The following is a 20,393-nucleotide window of genomic DNA, read 5'->3' on the forward strand; positions in this document are numbered from 1 at the left end:
TTCAAGAAATTTTTCAATACAAATTAATTAGTGTTAATTTGATAAATTCGTGTATAAGCTAAAAAACTTCCCTTTTCAGAGAAGTTTTTTTAGTTAACTATTTGAATTTAATTCCGAAAGATCGGGATTGGAATTTAGTTTTTAAACATCATCAAAATCTACGTAAATAGTCTCAGATGTAGGATGCGCCTGACAAGTTAAGATCAAGCCGCTGGCAATTTCTTTATCGGTAAGAATGGAATTCTTAGTCATTTCAGCAGTTCCGGATGTTACTCGGGCAAGACAGCTGCTGCAAATCCCGCCTTGGCAAGAATAAGGCGCATCAATGCCTTGTTTTAACGAAGCTTCAAGGATGGTTTGTTTTTGTGACATTTCAAAAGTGGTTTCATCATCATCTACCATAACGGTAATTTTAGAATGCCCTTCTAAATTGTCTTTTATTACATTTTCATGTGAAGAGGTGGTGAAAAGTTCGAATTTTATAGCCGATTCTTTTACATTTTTTTCTTTTAAAACAGCCGAAATAGTATTGATCATGTCCTCAGGTCCGCACAAATAGAATTTGTCAAATTCCAGTTCCTTGTGTTTGTTGTTCAATACAAAATTCACAACCGATTTATCAATTCGACCAAAAAGAGATTGATCTACTTTGGCTTGACTGTAAACATAATGCACAAATAAGCGGCTTACATATTGCAGTTGTAAATCATGTAATTCTTGATGAAATATCGTTTCTTCGGGCGTTTTGTTGCCATAAACCAATACAAAAGAACTTTTGGGTTCATTTTTTAAAATTGATTTTATCATTGACATCACTGGAGTAATACCACTTCCAGATACAAAAGCGATATAGTTTTTTTGTCTGCTTGCTTCTGGTTCCAATGTGAATTTACCTTCAGGTTTCCCTACTTCAAGAACGTCACCGGCTTTTAGTTTTGTATTGGCAAATTGAGAAAAAGCGCCATTTTTTACCGCTTTAACAGCGATACGAAGTTCGTCGCTTTCTGGAGCTGAGCAAATAGAATAAGCACGACGAATTTCTTTTCCGTCAAGGGTTAACCTCAAGTTAAGATATTGACCTGCAATGAATTTATAATTAGATTTTAGTTCCTCGGGAACATTAAAAAGTATCGAAACCGCATCTTTGGTTTCGCGACGTACTTCTTTTATAATTAATTTTAAAAAGGATGGCATGAGATAAATTTTTTACAAAAATAAGAAACGGTATATAAATGGAAGATATTAATTAAAGAATATTTGTTTTCTTAGCGTAACATTTTCCCGTTTTCAACTACTTACCATAAAACTAAACCAATAAGTTATGATTCAAAAATTCCTTTATCTCGAATGGAAAGCATTTTTTAGGTCGGCTTCCTTCGCTACTAATTTGGCTTTGAAAATCCTGATGGGTTTTGTCGCCGTTTATTTCATTTTAATTTTCTTGGCATTAGGAGTCGGGGCATTTTATATTTTAAAAAAATCCAACCTCGATCCTATTGTTACCGTAAATAAGTTCATGATTTACTATGTAATCGTTGATTTAATCATTCGATTGCTATTGCAAAAAATCCCAGTGATGAACATTCGTCCGCTATTGATTTTACCCATAAAAAAATCCACTATTGTTCATTTTTCCTTAGGGAAAACGGCTTTGTCGTTCTTCAATTTGGTTCATGGCTTTTTCCTGATTCCATTCAGTGTCGTTTTAATATTAGAAGGCTATGATGTGCTGTCAGTACTGCTATGGTTTACGGCAATTTTCTCATTGATGTACATCAACAATTTTATAAATATCCTGTTGAGTAATAAGGATAATTTGTTCGCTATTTTCTTAGCAATGGCAGCTATTTTGGGAGGATTTCAATATTACGAATTATTCAATGTCACCGATTATACGGCACCTTTTTTTGATGCTGTTTTCAATACCTATTGGGCTTTTGCGATTCCTGTATTGGCTTTGATCGCTTTGTATTATGTCACTTTCCAATATTTCAAAAGTAATTTATACCTAGATGCGGGATTGTCTAACAAACATGATGTTGCTAAAACAGAGGATTTGACTTGGTTGAATCAATTTGGAACCATTGGAACCTTCTTGAAAAATGATATTAAACTGATAAAAAGAAACAAACGTTCTAAAACTACGGTAGGTTTGAGTGTCATGTTTCTTTTTTATGGTTTTCTTTTTTTTACCAACGGAATTGAAGCTTACAATAACCCTGTGATGCACATTTTTGCAGGAATTTTTGTTTCGGGCGGATTTCTAATCACTTTTGGGCAATTTGTACCCAGCTGGGACAGCGCTTATTACCAATTAATGATGACACAAAACATTCCGTACAAAGGCTATTTGAGTTCTAAATGGTGGCTGATGGTAATTGCAACCGTAGTGACTACGACCATTGCTTCTTTCTATCTGTATTTTGGTTGGCAGGTGTATCTTACCATTGTGGTTGGAGCGATTTATAACATTGGAGTCAATTCGCATTTGGTTTTGCTAGGTGGTGCTTATACCAAAACACCAATTGATTTGAGCTCGGGCAAAGGGGCTTTTGGCGACAAGAAAGCATTCAATGTAAAAACCATGTTGATTTCATTGCCACAATTAGGCTTACCGGTTTTATTGTACTGGGCAGGTTCCAGTTTGGCCAATGCCAATGTGGGATTAGCTTTAGTGGCTGGAGTAGGCGTCATTGGATTTGCGTTTAAGGACAAGGCTTTTTCAATGATTGAAAAAATCTATAAATCAGAGAAATACGCAACCATTGCTGCTTACAAACAAAAGAGTTAATTAAATATCGATCCAAAAAATAGTAAATAACCGAATTAACCATAAGAAAATGATACAAGTAAACAATCTTTCAAAAACATATAACGGAACAACCGTACTCAAAATAGATAATTTAGAAATAAAAAAAGGCGAAAGCTTTGGTTTAGTGGGGAATAACGGAGCCGGAAAAACTACTTTTTTCAGTCTTTTATTGGATTTAATCCATCCTTCAACGGGTAATATTGTCAACAACAACGTTCAGGTAAATACCAGCGAAAACTGGAAACCATTCACCGCTTCGTTCCTGGACGAAAGCTTCTTGATAGGATACCTTACTCCCGAAGAATATTTTTATTTCATAGGGGATTTACGCGGGCAAAACAAAGCCGATGTCGACGCTTTATTGGCAACACATGAAGAATTTTTCAACGGAGAAATTTTGAACAACAAGAAATATTTGCGCGATTTGTCCAAAGGAAATCAGAAAAAAGTGGGTATTATCGCTACTTTAATCGGGAATCCGGAGGTGATTATTCTGGATGAGCCTTTTGCTAATTTAGACCCCACAACACAATTTCGATTGAAAAAAATCATCAAGGATTTAGCCGATAATCCAGATGTGACGGTATTGGTTTCCAGCCATGATTTGATGCACACGGTAGAGGTGAGCAACAGAATCGTAGCCTTGAATAAGGGCGAAATCGTAAAAGACATTCAAACATCTCAAGAAACTTTGCAGGAATTAGAACTGTTCTTTGCCGTTTAAAAAGCCACAATCATAATTAAAACACTTTACCGCTAATTTGCTCATTTCATTTTTGTATTGAAATGGGTAAATTGGCGGTTTTGATTTTAAAACCGGAATGTTTCAAGAAGTCAGCAGCAGTTTTATTTGGTCCTAAGCCTTCGTAAAAACTGCGGGTCGGGCTGTGCGCTGTATCGTTATTTTCTGGAAGAAACAAAATAAAGGATGCCGCTTCCATCCCTTACGCACGATAGGAAAATTCAAATAAATCCCGATAATTTTCAACATATCAAAAAGAAACGTATTTTTACCAGTCATTATACTAAAAAACATTTTTTAAAGTTTAATGATATAAACATTTGCCTTTGAAAACCAAGCTTTTTAAATATTCAATTCCATTGGGATCTTTGTTTTTTTTGGTAGCCTGTTCTACTAAAAATAATACTTTTTTGTCTAGAAATTCCCATGCTTTAAGTACGGAGTATAATATTTTATACAATGGACAAATAGGATTAGACAAAGGGATTGAAGGAATAAAGTCAAATAATAAGGACGATTTTTGGAAGCGCTTGCCAATTGAGCGCATGCAACTCATCGATAATGTAACGGCCGAGGAAAAAGCTAAAAATGCCGATTTTGAATTGGCGGAAACCAAAGCAACCAAAGCCATTCAGAAACATTCGATGAATATTGACGGCCGGGAAAGAAATTCCCAGATCGATGAGTCCTACCTACTTCTGGGGAAATCCCGTTATTACGATCAAAGGTTCATTCCGGCATTAGACGCCTTCAACTACATTTTATACAAATATCCCAACAGCAGTAAGATTTATGAAGCTAAAATTTGGCGGGAAAAAACGAACATGCGAATGGGAAATGACGCCTTGGTGGTCAATAACATCACGCGTCTTTTGAAAGATAAAAAACTCAAAAAACAAATTTATGCCGATGCTAATGCCCTTTTGGCGGAAGCCTTTTTAAATTTGGAAGAAAAAGATAGTGCTGTAGCTAAATTAAAAATAGCCAAAGATTTCACCAAGCGAAACAACGAAAAAGCGCGGTATAGATTCATATTAGGACAATTATATGAGGAGCTGGGCAAGAAAGACAGCGCAATTTACAGCTATGAATCGGTGATAAAGATGAACAGAAAATCCGAAAGGAAATATGTTATTCAATCTCATGTTAGAAAAGCACAACTGTTTGATTATCAAAAAGGAGATACAACCGCTTTCTTAAAAACCTATAAGAAACTGATTGCCAACAGGGAAAACCGACCTTTTCTGGATGTGTTATTCTATCAAATGGGCGTTTTTTATGATAAAAATGACAAGCAAAAACAAGCTTTGGATTTTTATAATGCCTCATTAAAAAAAACGACTACAGATCAATATTTAATGGCATCCAATTATAGAAACATAGGAAACATGCATTTTAAAAATGCCGAATATCCAATGGCGGCCAAGTATTATGACAGTACTTTGGTCAAGATGGATCTTAAAACCAGAGAATTTATCCGCATTCAAAAAATCAGGAAAGATCTGGACGAAGTGATTTTATATGAAGCTTTAGCATCAAGAAATGATAGTATAATCAATGTAGTTTCCTTGTCAGAAGCAGATCGTGTTTTGTATTTTGAAAAAGCGATCGATCAATTGAAAAAGGCCGATGAAGCCAAAAGAATTGCTGAGGAAAAATTAAAAGAGAAACAACAAAATATTGAAAGAAATTCTAAAACAGGAATAGCTGACCAGGCTGTTGCTGTGCAAAACTCAGGAAAACCTTCGAATAAACCTTCCATTTTGCCACCTACAATGGCTTCCGCTGGTCCAGCGGCAAGTACTTTTTATTTTTATAACCCTACAACGCTTTCTTTTGGGATATTAGAATTTAAAAAAATATGGGGAAACAGAACTTTAAATGGTAATTGGAGACGATCCAGTACCAAAACGAATTTGGTTGCCACGGATACCATAAATAGTAATCAGATTGTCCCGGAAGATAAATTGACCGAAGATGTTGTAGTGCAAGAATACACCACTGATTTTTATTTGAAACAACTTCCCGTGTCGCAAACAGCAATCGACAGTATTGCCAAAGTACGCAATACGGCCTATTACCAACTAGGCGTTATTTATAAAGAGAAATTCAAGGAATATGATTTGGCAGCCAATAAATTAGAACAGTTATTGAAGAACAATCCCGAAGAGAAATTGATTCTTCCGACGATGTACAATTTGTATAAAACCTACCAAATTACAGATAGCGCCAAAGCGCAGCAGATGAAAAACCGCATTATCGCTCAATTTCCGGATTCTCGTTATGCACAAATAATTGCTAATGCAAACCTCGATGCATCCGCGCTGAACGATACTCCTGAGAATGTATACGATAGAACGTACAAACTATATGAAGAAGAACAATTTACAACTGTTTTAGAAAAATCGGATGCCTTGATTAGCCAGTTTTCCGGTGATGAAATTGTTTCTAAATTTGAACTTTTAAAAGCAAATACTATCGGAAAACTAAGAGGATTAGCGGCTTATAAAAATGCCTTACAATTCGTGGCCGATACTTATCCAAATAGTGATGAAGGTAAAAAAGCACAGGAAATAGTAAACAATCAAATTCCGTCTTTAGAGAATTTGGATTTCAGCACCACAGATACTCATAATTGGAAAATTCTTTATGCAGTTGCGAAGGGAGACGACAAAGGCAGAAAAGAAATTGAAGAAAAAATCGATAAATATAATGTTGGAGAAAAATTTCAAAAATTGACTTATTCCTATGATGTTTATACTGATAATGAATTTTTTGTGACCATTAACGGAATTCGATCAGAAGCAGATGCAAGAAACGTGAGTTTGACTTTGAAAGAGAATAAAGACTTTAAAATAGACAAACCGGCGATTGTGCTTACCAATGAAAATTACAAAGTGATTCAAATAAAGAAAAACCTGAATACGTATTTAGCCCCAAAAAAATAAAAAAATGTTTGATAAAAAAGCGAAGCCCTATACCGATCTTTTAGGGAAAACCAATAGAATTGTAGAAGGAACGATTATAAAAGGAGATATTATTTCTCAGGCTGATTTCAGGCTTGATGGAGAATTGACGGGAAATTTCCAATCTACCGGAAAACTGGTTATTGGTCCTGCCGGAAGTGTTACCGGTGACATAGTTTGTAATAATGCCGATATTGAAGGAAAATTTAATGGAACGATTCAAGTCACTGAAATTTTAAACGTGAAAGCCACCGCTAGTATTCATGGCGAAGTTACCGTCGGAAAATTATCAGTAGAACCCGGTGCTGATTTTAGTGCTTCATGCACCATGAACACCGATGCTAAAAAACAATCCCTTCCTGATGGACAAGAAACCAAGCAAAAATCAAACTAGTAAATGGTTAGCAATGATGAATATTCCTTTTCAAATGGGAGTTATCATTTTTTGCTTTACTTATTTAGGGATATGGCTTGATGAAAAATACACGGGAACTTCCATTTTTACTATAATTCTATCACTGGTATCTGTTTTTGTATCACTTTATAATGTAATACGACAGGTCAAAAATTTAAACAAAGAAGACTAATGCAGCAATTTTACAAATTCTTAAAATTAATAATTCCTTTTTCAATCGTATTGTTTTCCTTACAATATTATAGTACGACTGCTTTTTTTCAAAATACAATCTTTTTTTATTCAACCTGGAGTATTTATGTTTTTCATCTTGTGCTTACATTGCTGAGTTATGTTTTTTTAATTTTTGTAAACAAAACCTTTCCAGACAAAACCGGTTTTGCATTTATGGGTATCAGCTTGATTAAGATGATGGCAGCGATAGTTTTCCTGATCCCTTTGTTACAATCCGATCTGAAAAGCAAAATTCCTGATGTCAGCGCATTTTTTATTCCATATTTTTTATACTTGTTTTTCGAAACTTTTTTCGCGATTCGCCTAATAAACAAACAATAAATGCTGTTTATTTTTAAAATAGAGAACTTTACTTGGAATATATCGGCTAAAAACAAAATGATATATTTTCAATTGTGAATAAATTATGTACCTTTGCAAAAAATTTTGAAACGTAAAATTAGACACACAATTTAATAATGGTATTTTCAAATAAACCTGTTCAGTTCTTATTAGTTGCTTTAGTAGCCAGTATTCCTTACTTTGGATTTGCAAATCCTGGGGTTGATAGTATTCCAGTTGTTAATGAAGCTGTTGCGGAGCATGGCGTTCAAGTGGCGCACGAAGAAAAAGAATTTAATGCGACTGATTTAATCAATTCCCATATTGGGGATTCTCATGAGTTTCATATCGCTGATATTGGGGGTCACCCAATTTCTTTTTATTTGCCTGTAATTTTATGGACAAATAATGGTTTAGAAGTTTTCTCTGCAGAACAATTTCACCATGATAATTCAGGAGAACATGTGGTTTCTATAAACGGACAACGTTTAGTTCGTTACAATGAAGTTATTTTTTACGCTGATAAATTTGAAAATTTAACAGAAGATCAAAGAAAAAACGGCGCATTTGAATTTGACGCCAGACCTTTGGATTTCTCCATCACTAAGAATGTTTTTTCTATGATGATGTCGGCAATCGTATTGTTCTTGTTGTTTTTTGCTGTAGCCCGTTCTTACAATAAAAACCAATTAGCGCCAAAAGGAATCGCTGGTTTCTTAGAGCCTTTGGTGGTATTTGTAAGAGATGAAATTGCTATTCCTAATATTGGAACAAAACAGTACGCTAAATACATGCCGTACCTTTTGACAATCTTTTTCTTTATTTGGATTAACAACCTTATCGGTTTGATTCCGTTTTTCCCATTTAGTTCAAACTTAACTGGAAATATTTACTTTACTTTTGTATTGGCTTTGATTACCTTCCTTGTAACTTCTTTCAGTGGAAACAAAGATTACTGGAAACATATTTTGACTCCGCCGGTACCCAAAGCATTATATCCAATTATGATTCCTGTTGAAATCATCGGAATATTAACAAAACCTTTCGCATTGATGATTCGTTTATTTGCTAACATCACTGCGGGACACATTATCATTTTAAGTTTAATTTCCTTAATCTTCATTTTTGAAACGGCTTGGGTTTCTCCTATCTCAGGAGCATTCGTTTTATTCATGAGTGTATTAGAAATGTTAGTGGCAGCTTTACAAGCATATGTGTTTACATTGTTGTCAGCATTATTTATTGGTCAGGCTGTAGCAGAGCATGATCATCATTAATCAGAGTTTTATTAATTATTAACTATATAAATTTATTATTATGGTATTAGCTGGAATCGGAGCTGGATTAGCTGTAATCGGAGCAGGTCTTGGAATTGGAAAAATTGGTGGATCTGCAATGGATGCAATTGCTCGTCAGCCAGAAGCTGCTGGAAAAATCCAAACTGCTATGATTATCGCTGCTGCACTTATTGAAGGTGTTGCGCTTTTCGCAGTAGTTGTTGCTTTAATTGCAAAGTAATTAAAAATTAAAATTTCCTGTAGCGGTTGGCTGCAGGAAGTTTTTATTTCTAAAATGAAAAAATTATTTTAAATATACATATATGAATCTTACAGCACCGGAGAGTTTAATTTTTTGGACAACGATCATTTTCTTTGTTTTCTTTCTTCTTTTAAGAAAATTTGCCTGGAAACCAATTTTGGGAGCGGTAAAAGGTCGTGAAGAATCTATTAACAATGCTTTAGCATCTGCTGAGGCAGCTCGTTTAGAAATGCAGAATTTAACTGCTGACAATGAGCGCATCTTACAAGAAGCAAGAATAGAACGTGATGCTTTGTTAAAAGAAGCTCGTGATATGAGAGACAAAATGATTGCTGATTCTAAAAAAGAAGCGCAAGTTCAAGGAGAGCGATTGATATCACAAGCCAAAGCGGCTATTGAAGCAGAGAAAAATGCAGCTATGGCTGAATTGAAAACTCAGGTTTCTACTTTGTCACTTAATATTGCAGAGAAATTATTGAAAGACGAATTATCTAATAAGGAAGCTCAAACTAAATTAGTTGAGAAAATGTTAGGTGACGTAAAATTAAACTAAAATTATGTCAGGAACTAGAGCAGCAATTCGTTATGCAAAAGCATTCTTAGACTTAGCTATTTCTGCAGGAAATGAGCAAGAAGTTTATAAAGACATGGCTTTAATTTCTTCAACAATCAATGGAAATGAGGAATTGAATAGTTTTATTCAAAATCCTACCATTTCGGTTAGTGTTAAGGAAAGTGCTTTGACAGAAGTTTTTGCGAGTACAACAGGAGTGACTAAAAGTCTTTTCCGTTTATTATTCGAAAACAAAAGATTTGAAATTTTAGGGGATGTTGTTTCTCAATATGTTATTCTTTCAGATGAGAACAATGGATTTCAAGTAGTAAAAGTAACTACGGCAACTCCATTGGATTCCGTTTTAGAAGCAAAGGTTTCTGAAAAAATCAAAGAATTTTCAAATAAAAAAATTACAATAGTAAATACGATAGATCCATCTATTATTGGAGGATTTATTTTAAGAATTGGTGATAAGGAGTATAATGCTTCTGTTGCTAATAGATTACAAGTATTAAAAAGAGAATTAAGTAACTAGTTTTATCGCACGTTAAAGTGTCTAAATTATAAATTAAGATGGCGGAAATCAAACCTGCTGAAATTTCAGCAATATTAAGAAAGCAAGTAGAAGGTTTTGAATCTGGCGCTACGCTAGAGGAAGTAGGAACAGTACTTCAAGTTGGAGATGGTATTGCTCGTATTTACGGGCTTTCAAATGTTCAATATGGTGAGCTTGTAGAATTTGACAATGGTCTTGAGGCTATTGTATTGAATCTTGAAGAAGACAATGTTGGTGTGGTACTTTTAGGACCATCAACAGGAATCAAAGAAGGCTCTACTGCAAAAAGAACACAACGTATCGCTTCTCTTAAAGTAGGTGAGCAAATGGTAGGACGTGTAGTGAACACTCTTGGTTTTCCAATTGATGGAAAAGGACCAATAGGAGGTGACTTATACGAAATGCCTTTGGAAAGAAAAGCTCCTGGAGTTATCTTCCGTCAGCCAGTTACTGAACCATTACAAACAGGTATCAAAGCTGTAGATGCAATGATCCCGGTTGGTCGTGGTCAACGTGAGTTGGTTATTGGTGACCGTCAAACAGGTAAATCAACTGTTTGTATTGATACCATCTTAAATCAAAAAGAATTTTACGATGCAGGAAAACCTGTATTTTGTATCTATGTTGCAATTGGGCAGAAAGCTTCAACTGTAGCAGGAATTGCTAAAATGTTAGAAGAAAAAGGAGCAATGGCTTATACGGTTATCGTTGCTGCTAATGCTTCTGATCCGGCTCCAATGCAAGTTTATGCTCCTTTCGCTGGTGCTGCAATTGGAGAATATTTTAGAGATTCAGGTCGTCCGGCTTTAATTGTTTATGATGATTTATCTAAACAAGCTGTAGCTTACCGTGAGGTTTCTCTTTTATTAAGAAGACCACCGGGACGTGAGGCATATCCTGGAGACGTTTTCTACCTACACTCTCGTTTATTAGAGCGTGCTTGTAAAGTAATCGCTGATGACGGAATTGCTAAAAACATGAATGATTTACCAGATTCTATTAAAGGAATCGTAAAAGGTGGTGGTTCATTAACAGCTTTACCAATTATCGAAACTCAGGCTGGTGACGTTTCTGCATATATCCCAACAAACGTAATTTCGATTACTGATGGACAGATTTTCTTGGATGGAGATTTGTTTAACTCAGGGGTTCGTCCTGCAATCAACGTAGGTATCTCAGTATCTCGTGTTGGAGGAAATGCTCAGATCAAATCAATGAAAAAAGTATCTGGTACTTTAAAACTAGACCAAGCTCAATTCCGTGAATTGGAAGCCTTTGCTAAATTTGGTTCTGATTTGGATGCAGTTACATTGAACGTGATTGAAAAAGGAAAAAGAAACGTTGAGATCTTGAAACAAGGTTTGAATGATCCTTATACGGTTGAAGACCAAGTAGCAATTATCTACGCCGGTTCTAAAAACTTATTGAAAAATGTTCCTGTTGAAAAAGTGAAAGAATTTGAGAAAGAATTCTTAGAATTCATGAACAATAAGCACAGAGCGACTCTTGATGCTTTGAAAGCAGGGAAGTTAACAGACGAAATTACCGATGTAATTCAATCTGTGGCAAAAGAAGTTTCAGCAAAATATAACTAATACTAGTGAATAGTGAAAAGTGAGTAGTTCTAAACTATTCACTTTTCATTTCTCACTTTTCACAATAAATAAAATGGCAAATTTAAAGGAAATCCGTAATAGAATTACTTCCGTTTCATCAACGATGCAAATTACATCTGCGATGAAAATGGTTTCTGCAGCTAAGCTTAAAAAAGCTCAAGATGCAATTACAGCCATGCGCCCTTATGCCGAAAAATTAACGGAATTATTACAAAATCTTTCCGCTACACTAGACGGTGATATTGGTGGAGAATTTACCACTCAACGTGAGGTAAAAAAAGTATTGGTTGTTGCCATCACTTCTAATAGAGGTTTGTGTGGTGCTTTTAACACTAATATAATTAAGGAAGCTAAAAATCGCGCTGCATTTTATGCAGGAAAACAAGTGGATATTTTTGCCATCGGTAAAAAAGGAAATGACGTTTTAAGCAAAACCAATACAGTTGTAGACAATCAAAGTGCTGTTTATGACAATTTGACTTTTGATAATGTAGCCTTAATTGCAGATACACTAACAGAAAAATTTGTTTCTGGAGAATATGACATGATTGAGTTGATTTACAATCAGTTTAAAAATGCCGCTACTCAAATTGTTCAAACCGAACAGTTCTTACCTTTAGCGCCGTTAAAAACAGACTTAAATGTGTCAGCGAGCGATTATATTTTTGAACCTTCAAAAGAAGAAATTGTATTGACCTTGATTCCAAAATCATTGAAAACACAATTATACAAAGGAATCAGAGATTCATTTGCTTCTGAACATGGTGCTCGTATGACTGCAATGCATAAAGCAACTGATAATGCAACTGAATTGAGAAATCAATTGAAATTAACTTACAATAAAGCCCGTCAGGCTGCAATTACTAATGAGATCCTGGAGATCGTTGGTGGAGCCGAAGCCTTGAAAGGATAATCTATTTTGTATTAAAAATATTTAAGAGTCGCGTTTATCGTGACTCTTTTTTTTTAGCTAATTTTAGAGTCTGAATTAAACATCGAATATAATGCAATTGTACATTAAAGAATTGACTACCCAAGAGGAGATGCTGGATCAAATTGAGATGATGAAACATTTGTATCCAAACTTTACTTTTGAGAAATACGAATCCTATCTTCAGGAAATGATTCCGCGTAATTACCAACAAGTAGCTGTTTTTGAAAATGAGATTTGCGTAGGCATAAGTGGTTTATGGTCCGGTATTAAACTGTGGTCTGGAAAGTATTTAGAAATCGATAATTTTATAGTCCATCCAGATCATCGTTCGAAAGGCATTGGTAAAATGATGACGGATTATATTGATAAAAAAGCAAAAGAAACTAATTGTACAATGATAGTTTTGGATGCTTTTACCGGGAATTTTACGGCACACCGCTTTTATTACAATCAAGGTTATGTTCCTAAAGGATTTCATTTTTTAAAGATATTAAACGAAGAAGGCTTGTCCTAAATCAATTGCAAATGAAACTTATTACAAAAAGCGTTTTCTTAGTTTTGATTATTTTTAGTCTGTTTTGTTGTGGATGTAAACCAACGAATCAAAAGGATTTTCCACAAAGAATAGCTGCGGTTTATTTTCAAAGGGAAAGTACAGGACAGGAGAAATCGGATCAAGTCTTGGATTTTTTTATTGAATTGGAGAATCCGCTTCAGGAAGGGATATTTGTAGAGACCATCTATTTTCGCCATGGGCAAGCTAAGCTGCAAAAGAAAAGTGAAAAAGTTTATGTTGCTCATTTTTATCCCAATGAAGCTCAGCAAGACTTCATTTTAGATAGTGATCCCTTAAAGGAATATGGAAATAAGGCGCCTATAGTTGTACCACCAAAATTTGATTTAAAACCAACAGAAGCGGTATTGGAGTATAAATTAAAAACAAAAACATTTTACTACAAAATCGCCGGCGTAAAAGAAAAGCCAATCATTGTTCATCCTTGAAGGAATAAACCAAAGATTTAGTTATTTTTGTTTCCTAGAAATTAATAAGAGACAGCATTTTGGGATTATATAAAAATCTTTTTAAACAAACAGCCATATATGGACTCGCGACGGTTTTACCGCGAATGTTCAGCTTCTTATTGGTTCCGCTTTATACCGATTTACTGCCAAAGGCCGAGTATGGAAAAGTATCCGTTATTTTTGCCTACATGATTTTTTTCAATGTTATTTTGGCTTATGGAATGGAAACGGCTTTTTTCAGGTTCTACAACAATGAAAAAGATAAAAAGTCGGTGCTGGAAACCTCTATGGTTTCTATTTTTTGGACCACAATACTCTTTTTATTTGCCGCTTTGTTATTTCGCAACACTTTAGCGGTATGGTCAGGCATAGATTCGCAGTATATCTCTTACACTATTTGGATTTTGGCTTTGGATGCTTTAGTTATTATCCCTTTTTCAAAATTAAGAGCATATCAAAAACCGATGGTATATGCTGTGATTAAAATTGGCAATGTGCTGGTCAATTTGATACTAAGTGTATTGTTTTTACTTTATTTCCCAAAATTGACTGAAGCAAACCCCCATGGTTTTGTGAGTTCTTTGTATGTAGAAAATTTTCAAATGGGCTATATTTTCTTGGCTAATATTATAGCCAGTTTATTGACTTTTGTAGCAATTTCTCCTGATTATGTGTATTTAAAATGGAAATTCGATTTCAAATTATGGAAAAGAATGATGCGTTACGGTATGCCCATCATGGTGGCCGGAATTGCTTTTGCCATTAATGAACAATTTGATAAGATTCTTTTGTCTAAATTATTACCGGCAAATATTGCCGAAGCAGAAGTGGGAGTCTATTCGGCTTGTTATAAATTAGGTTTGTTTATGGTTTTGTACCGTACGGCTTATACTCTTGGAATAGAACCTTTTTTCTTTAGCCATGCCTCAGATAAAAATGCGCCACAGACTTATGCGATGGTGACGAAATATTTTGTCATTTTTGGGTCTTTCATATTGCTGTCTGTAATCGTTTTTGCCGATCTTTTTAAATTACTAATGATTCGTGACAGCTCTTATTGGGTAGCGATGAAAGTCGTTCCCTTAATTATTTTGGCCAATTTCTTTTTGGGGATTTACACGAATCTTTCTGTTTGGTATAAATTGATTGACAAAACTTATATTGGAGCCTATATTTCAATAATTGGAGCGCTCATCACTTTGGCGTTAAATTATTTATTGATTCCAAGCATGAGTTATTATGGTTCGGCGATAGCAACCATTGCAGCCTATGGAAGTATGATGCTGATTTCCTACTATCTGGGCAATAAATACTATCCGATTCCTTATGATTTAAAAAAAATAGGAGCCTATCTTTCGCTATCCATATTTTTCTCTGTGGTATCTTTTTACGGGTTTAGAGAGAATTACTTCGTAGGAATTGCGTTATTAATCGTATTCCTGTATTTTATTTATTACAACGAAAAAGAAATATTAATCAAAATTATAAAACGTAAAAATTATTCGTAGGGACAAGTCGTGACTTGTCCCTACCAGATGTCATGACTGATTCCCAATTTATCATAAAAAACACAAAATGAACATAAACATTATCAATAAATCACAACATGCTTTGCCTAACTATGAAACCATAGCTTCGGCAGGAATGGATTTAAGAGCAAATCTTACGGAATCGATAACCTTACAGCCTTTAGAAAGAACCATTGTTAAAACAGGTCTTTTTATGGAATTGCCCATAGGTTATGAAGCGCAAGTGAGACCAAGAAGCGGATTGGCTTTCAAAAACGGAATAACGGTCTTAAACAGTCCCGGAACTATTGATGCCGATTATCGCGGAGAAATAGGCGTGATTTTAGTAAATTTATCCAATCAGGATTTTGTGATTCAAAACGGGGAACGTATTGCCCAATTGATTATTGCAAAACACGAGCGTGCAGACTGGATTGAAGTTCAGGAATTGACCGAAACGTCTAGAGGTGAAGGCGGATTTGGAAGCACTGGAGTAAAATAAACAGAATTAAATAATGGAATGATTGAAAAATTAAACATAGCCATTTAATTTTTCAATCATTTATATTTCAAAAAAAATATATGAAAATAATAGTACCAATGGCAGGACGTGGATCTCGTCTACGCCCACATACACTGAGCATACCAAAACCATTAATTCCTATTGCAGGAAAGTCAATTGTGCACCGTTTAGTCGAAGATATTGCTAAGATCTTAGCTGAGCCTATCGATGAAGTTGCTTTCATATTGGGTGACCCTGCCTTTTTTGGAGATGATCTTGTGAAAAGTTTGCAAGAACTAGCCCAAAGTTTAGGAGCCAAAGCGTCTATTTACCGTCAGGATGAACCTCTAGGAACCGGACATGCTATTATGTGTGCCAAAGAATCGCTCTCGGGACCCGCAGTAATTGCTTATGCGGATACCTTGATTAGAGCCGATTTTAAACTGGATCCAGAAGCTGATGCGGTTATTTGGGTAAAACAGGTAGATCAGCCGGAAGCCTTTGGTGTTGTAAAGTTGAACGCCAACAATGAAATTATAGAACTTGTCGAGAAACCAAAAGAGTTCGTTAGCGACTTGGCAGTTATCGGGATTTACTACTTTAAAGAAGTGGGTGTTTTAAAACAAGAGTTGCAAAACGTTTTGGATAATAAAATCCAAAATGGCGGAGAATATCAAATAAATGATGGGATTAAAGCCATGATGGCCAACGGTAAGGTATTTAAAACCGGAAGCGTTGACGAGTGGATGGATTGCGGAAACAAAGATGTAACGGTGGAAACCAACTCCAGAATGTTAGGCTTCTTGCAGAATGATGGTATAAATCTTGTGAGTGCAAATGTAAAACAGGAGAATGCAACGGTTATTCCGCCTTGTTATATTGGGGAAGATGTTGTGTTAATCAATGCAACGGTAGGACCAAATGTTTCTTTAGGCAAAGGATCTCACGTAATAAATAGTAGCATAAAAAACAGTTTGATTCAGACGCATGTTCATATAAAAAATGCTAATTTAGACAATGCCATGATTGGTAATCATGCGAGTTTTGACGGTAATTTCACCAGTATCAGCATTGGGGATTATTCGGTATTAGAATAAGTCTAGACTAAAATCCCTTCCTGAACCAGTCAAAAACTGATAAATCAGGAGGGATAAAGAATAAATAAATGAAAAATAAAACAGCATTATTGATTCTATTCTTGGTTTTGCTAAGCAATTCAAACTTGCTATGGGCACAAACCGAGCCGGAAGACATAAAGCTGAATACGGATAAATTTCAGGAATATTTTTACGAGTCACTCAAGCAAAAAGGAATCGAAAACTATGATAAAGCGATTTTGGCTTTAGAAAAATGTTTGAAGATGGAACCGGAAAATGCAACGATTCATTTCGAATTAGGGAAAAATTATTTGGCTTCCAAAGACTATAAAAATGCGTATAGTTCTTTTGAAAAAGCCACAAAAATTGAACCTACTAACAAATGGTTTTGGATAGGAATGTACGACGTGGATTATGCGACAAAGGATTTCAATCGCGGTATTATTACCATTCAAAAGCTGATTGAATTTGACCCCAGATTCAAAGAGGATTTGGCCTCGCTTTACATGAGCACAAGTCAGTTTGACAAGGCATTGGAACTGATCAACGAACTCAATGAAACATTTGGGAAATCAGAACGCAGGGAATCCTACAAGAATCAGATTTTGTCCCAAGGGAAATATCAAAATGTAGAAATAGCTAATTTATTAGAGCAAATAAAGAATAATCCCAAAGAGGAATCGAATTATATTTCACTGATTTATTTGTACTCGAAAAACAATGAAACTGATAAAATGCTGGAAACGGCACGAAAATTGGAAATTGCAATTCCTACTTCGGAGTGGGCACAGCTGAGTTTATTTAAGAATTATCTGGAAAGCAATCAGGGAGAAAAAGCCGTAAAAGCAATGAATATAGCTTTGGCAAGCAGTAAAATAGATTCTAAAATAAAGCACCGAATCCTGAATGAGTTTTTAATTTTTACCAATAAAAACCCACATTTCACCGCCGATTTAGAAAAGGCCGTTGGTTATTTTGACAATGATCCTGAAGTGAATGTGGCCAAAGAAATAGGAAAGTTTTATCACAATAAGAAACAATGGGATAAAGCGATTGGGTATTATGACAAAGCAATTTCCAAAAGTACCGAGACCGATATCGAAACCAATTTGCTGTTGTTTCAGGCCTATGCCGAAACACAACAATTTGAATTGCTAAGCAAGAAAGCAATCAATATGGTGGATTTATTCCCAACTCAACCGCAGTTTTATTATTATTCGGGATTGGCTTACAATCAGTTAAAGCAGTTTAAAAAGGCAAAAGAAATATTAGAAATGGGATTGGATTATCTGGTTGACGATAAAACATTGGAAATAAATTTCAATATCCAACTTGGAGAAGCCTTTAATGGCTTGGGAGATGTAAAGAAAAAGGAGTTTTACTTTTCCAAAGCCAATCAATTATTAAAGAAATAAAATTCAGATGAAAAAATATTTAGCAGGATTATTAGTAGTCGTTATCATGGTTTCCTGTAAATCAAAAGCGGTAGTCGCCTCAGCAACTACTCCAACGACTTACATGAAGGCCAAGAAAATAATAGAAAATCATTACAACAATAAAAATGATTTTTCTACATTATACATTAAAGCTGACGCGAAGTATGCTGATGAGAAACAAACGCAAAATGTAACAGCCGAGATAAAAATAAAGAAGGATGAACAAATATTAGTGAGCATCCGTTTTCTGGGAATTACCATGGCCAAAGCGTCCATAACTCCTACAGCAGTGGGCTATTATGAAAAAATAAAAGGCACTTATTTTGAGGGCGACTTCAGTTCTTTAAGCCAATGGTTAGGTACTGATTTGGATTACAATAAAATCCAAAATCTATTAGTTGGTGAGGCCTTGGACGATTTGAAGGAAGGAAAGTACACAGAATCCTTAGTAGAACACTTGTACCGATTGGATGATGTAGATAATGAAAACACTAAAAAAACCTTCTATTTGGATTCGGATAATTTCAGTATAAAAAAACAGGAAATAACCCAAACAGCCGAGGGTAGAATGATTCAAGTGGCTTATGATAACAATAAAGTGTTTAACGATGTTGTTATCCCCACAAGTGTTATGATAAACACCTATCAAAAGAAAGGAAAAACAGAAATCAATTTGGATTATAATACTATTTCTTTCAATGAAGAACTTTCTTTTCCATATAGTGTACCAAATGGGTACAAAAGAGTTATAATTAAGTAAATTTGCAAAAAAACATTTTTTTAAGATGCCAAAATTTCTCCTAAGCCTACTATTTTTATGCATGACTTCAGTGATCTGGAGTCAGTCTTCTCAACAAGAAAAGCTAGAACAGCGAAAAGCCCAGATTCAACAGGAAATAAGAGATAACGAAAAGTTATTGCAGTCTGTGAAATCAAAGGAAAAATCGGCAGTGAATATTTATACGATTCAAAAAAACAAAATAAGACTGAAGGAAATCCTGATTAATACAACCGAAAGGCAAACCAAACTTTTGGCAAATGACATGTACATCAATCAGATGGCAATCAATAAACTTAATAAAGAATTAGAGGTTCTTAAAGAAGATTATGCTAAGATGATTGTGAAATCCTATAAAAGCCGTTCTGAACAAAGCAGGGCGATGTTCATACTGTCTTCCGAGAATTTTTTACAGGCTTATAAAAGAGCGCAATATCTTAAACAATATACTAGTTTTAGGAAAAATCAAGGAGAGGAAATCAAGAGCAAGTCTACTGAGTTGGCAGCTTACAATGATAAATTGAACGTTCAAAAAGTAGCGAAACAAAAGTTATTGGCCGAAAATAAAAAAGAAAGAGCAGCTCTTGAAATAGAAAAGAAAGAGCAGGAAAAGTTAGTCAATTCAATCAAAAAGGATAAAAACAGAATTGTATCTGACATTAGAAAAAAGCAAAGAGAGGCAAAAACAATCGAAAAACAAATTGATCGTTTAATACGCGAAGCGATTGCTGAAGCAAATAGAAAAGCAGCTTTGGAAAAAGCGAAAGCAAAAGCCTTAGCAAATAATTCGAAGGCAAGCCCTAAAGAAGTGGCCGCAGCGGCATCCAAAGCACCCGTTTCTTCTTCCAGAATAGAATTGACACCAGAGTCTAAACTAATCGCGGATAATTTTAGAGCGAATAAAGGAAGATTGCCTTGGCCTGTAGAAAAAGGATTTGTTTCACTGGGTTTTGGTAGTCAGGCGCATCCGGTATACAGTACTTTGGTGATTAATAACAGTGGATTAGAAATTACTACCAATGATGGTGCCATGGCAAGAGCAGTTTTTGGAGGAGAAGTGACCAGTGTTATTGTTCTATCTCCAATAAATAAAGCAGTGGTTATCCAACACGGAGATTATTTTACGGTATACCAAAACTTGAGTTCGGTATCAGTAAGTAAAGGGGATAAAGTGAATGAAAAACAAAGTTTAGGTAGAATAAGAACCAGTAGTGAAACTGGTAAGACAGTACTTAAGTTTTTTCTTTCACAAAACACAACTTATACCGATCCAAAAGCTTGGTTGTCCAATAGATAATTTTTTTTTACTATAATAAAAAAGCCCTGTTTTATTCGAAAGCGATAAAACAGGGCTTTTT

At 35.0% G+C, this 20,393-nt stretch carries 20 protein-coding genes; 19 read left to right on the forward strand and 1 reads right to left on the reverse strand.

The annotated features are described in order from the left end of the window. Positions 1–141: 141 nt before the first annotated feature. Complete coding sequence (locus tag BUB25_RS04205) at positions 142–1,194, reverse strand: ferredoxin--NADP reductase (RefSeq protein ID WP_072940481.1); 1,053 nt, start codon at positions 1,192–1,194, stop codon at positions 142–144. 127 nt (positions 1,195–1,321) lie between these two features. Between BUB25_RS04205 and BUB25_RS04210 the strand changes: the two genes are divergently transcribed. The 19 genes from BUB25_RS04210 (at position 1,322) to BUB25_RS04305 (ending at position 20,332) form a co-directional block, all read left to right on the forward strand. Then, entirely contained in the window at positions 1,322–2,791 is a 1,470-nt protein-coding gene (locus BUB25_RS04210; protein WP_072940485.1) for a DUF5687 family protein, read from the forward strand. A gap of 49 nt (positions 2,792–2,840) precedes the next feature. Further along, a complete protein-coding gene (locus BUB25_RS04215) occupies positions 2,841–3,536 on the forward strand; it encodes an ABC transporter ATP-binding protein (protein WP_072940487.1) in 696 nt (231 codons plus the stop codon). A gap of 344 nt (positions 3,537–3,880) precedes the next feature. Beyond that, on the forward strand, positions 3,881–6,502 hold the full coding sequence (gene porW, locus BUB25_RS04220) for a type IX secretion system periplasmic lipoprotein PorW/SprE (protein ID WP_072941045.1): 2,622 nt from the start codon (positions 3,881–3,883) through the stop codon (positions 6,500–6,502). A 4-nt stretch (positions 6,503–6,506) separates the two neighbouring features. Continuing rightward, positions 6,507–6,914 (forward strand): bactofilin family protein, encoded by a 408-nt coding sequence (locus BUB25_RS04225; RefSeq protein WP_072940489.1) that lies wholly within the window; start codon positions 6,507–6,509, stop codon positions 6,912–6,914. Between the two features lie 16 nt (positions 6,915–6,930). Then, the gene (locus BUB25_RS04230; RefSeq protein WP_317047060.1) at positions 6,931–7,107 is read left to right on the forward strand and encodes an AtpZ/AtpI family protein; all 177 of its coding nucleotides are present in this window, start codon (positions 6,931–6,933) and stop codon (positions 7,105–7,107) included. Positions 7,108–7,627: 520 nt separating this feature from the next. Next, a complete protein-coding gene (gene atpB, locus BUB25_RS04240; protein WP_084089422.1) occupies positions 7,628–8,767 on the forward strand; it encodes a F0F1 ATP synthase subunit A in 1,140 nt (379 codons plus the stop codon). Between the two features lie 40 nt (positions 8,768–8,807). Beyond that, on the forward strand, positions 8,808–9,008 hold the full coding sequence (gene atpE / locus BUB25_RS04245) for an ATP synthase F0 subunit C (RefSeq protein WP_031453874.1): 201 nt from the start codon (positions 8,808–8,810) through the stop codon (positions 9,006–9,008). Between the two features lie 82 nt (positions 9,009–9,090). Then, complete coding sequence (locus BUB25_RS04250) at positions 9,091–9,582, forward strand: F0F1 ATP synthase subunit B (protein ID WP_072940496.1); 492 nt, start codon at positions 9,091–9,093, stop codon at positions 9,580–9,582. A 4-nt stretch (positions 9,583–9,586) separates the two neighbouring features. Next, positions 9,587–10,120, forward strand: a complete 534-nt coding sequence (gene atpH, locus BUB25_RS04255; RefSeq protein ID WP_072940500.1) for an ATP synthase F1 subunit delta — start codon at positions 9,587–9,589, stop codon at positions 10,118–10,120. Positions 10,121–10,158: 38 nt separating this feature from the next. Next, positions 10,159–11,736, forward strand: coding sequence for a F0F1 ATP synthase subunit alpha (atpA, locus tag BUB25_RS04260; protein WP_072940503.1), 1,578 nt, complete (start codon positions 10,159–10,161; stop codon positions 11,734–11,736). A 73-nt stretch (positions 11,737–11,809) separates the two neighbouring features. Beyond that, complete coding sequence (gene atpG / locus BUB25_RS04265; RefSeq protein WP_072940506.1) at positions 11,810–12,670, forward strand: ATP synthase F1 subunit gamma; 861 nt, start codon at positions 11,810–11,812, stop codon at positions 12,668–12,670. Positions 12,671–12,761: 91 nt separating this feature from the next. Beyond that, positions 12,762–13,205 (forward strand): GNAT family N-acetyltransferase, encoded by a 444-nt coding sequence (locus BUB25_RS04270; protein WP_072940509.1) that lies wholly within the window; start codon positions 12,762–12,764, stop codon positions 13,203–13,205. Between the two features lie 11 nt (positions 13,206–13,216). Further along, on the forward strand, positions 13,217–13,693 hold the full coding sequence (locus BUB25_RS04275) for a hypothetical protein (protein ID WP_072940512.1): 477 nt from the start codon (positions 13,217–13,219) through the stop codon (positions 13,691–13,693). 59 nt (positions 13,694–13,752) lie between these two features. Continuing rightward, the gene (locus BUB25_RS04280) at positions 13,753–15,222 is read left to right on the forward strand and encodes a lipopolysaccharide biosynthesis protein (RefSeq protein WP_072940515.1); all 1,470 of its coding nucleotides are present in this window, start codon (positions 13,753–13,755) and stop codon (positions 15,220–15,222) included. A 67-nt stretch (positions 15,223–15,289) separates the two neighbouring features. Continuing rightward, a complete protein-coding gene (dut, locus tag BUB25_RS04285) occupies positions 15,290–15,724 on the forward strand; it encodes a dUTP diphosphatase (RefSeq protein ID WP_072940518.1) in 435 nt (144 codons plus the stop codon). Positions 15,725–15,804: 80 nt separating this feature from the next. Continuing rightward, on the forward strand, positions 15,805–16,821 hold the full coding sequence (locus BUB25_RS04290; RefSeq protein ID WP_072940520.1) for a sugar phosphate nucleotidyltransferase: 1,017 nt from the start codon (positions 15,805–15,807) through the stop codon (positions 16,819–16,821). 68 nt (positions 16,822–16,889) lie between these two features. After that, positions 16,890–18,236 carry a tetratricopeptide repeat protein gene (locus BUB25_RS04295; RefSeq protein WP_072940523.1) on the forward strand — a complete coding sequence of 449 codons (1,347 nt, stop codon included), beginning with the start codon at positions 16,890–16,892 and terminating at the stop codon, positions 18,234–18,236. A gap of 7 nt (positions 18,237–18,243) precedes the next feature. Then, on the forward strand, positions 18,244–19,017 hold the full coding sequence (locus BUB25_RS04300; protein WP_072940526.1) for a lipoprotein insertase outer membrane protein LolB1: 774 nt from the start codon (positions 18,244–18,246) through the stop codon (positions 19,015–19,017). 61 nt (positions 19,018–19,078) lie between these two features. Further along, on the forward strand, positions 19,079–20,332 hold the full coding sequence (locus BUB25_RS04305) for a murein hydrolase activator EnvC family protein (protein WP_084089424.1): 1,254 nt from the start codon (positions 19,079–19,081) through the stop codon (positions 20,330–20,332). Positions 20,333–20,393: the final 61 nt, after the last annotated feature.

Origin of the sequence: Flavobacterium granuli, assembly GCF_900129705.1 — a bacterium.
Classification (GTDB): Bacteria; Bacteroidota; Bacteroidia; order Flavobacteriales; family Flavobacteriaceae; genus Flavobacterium; species Flavobacterium granuli.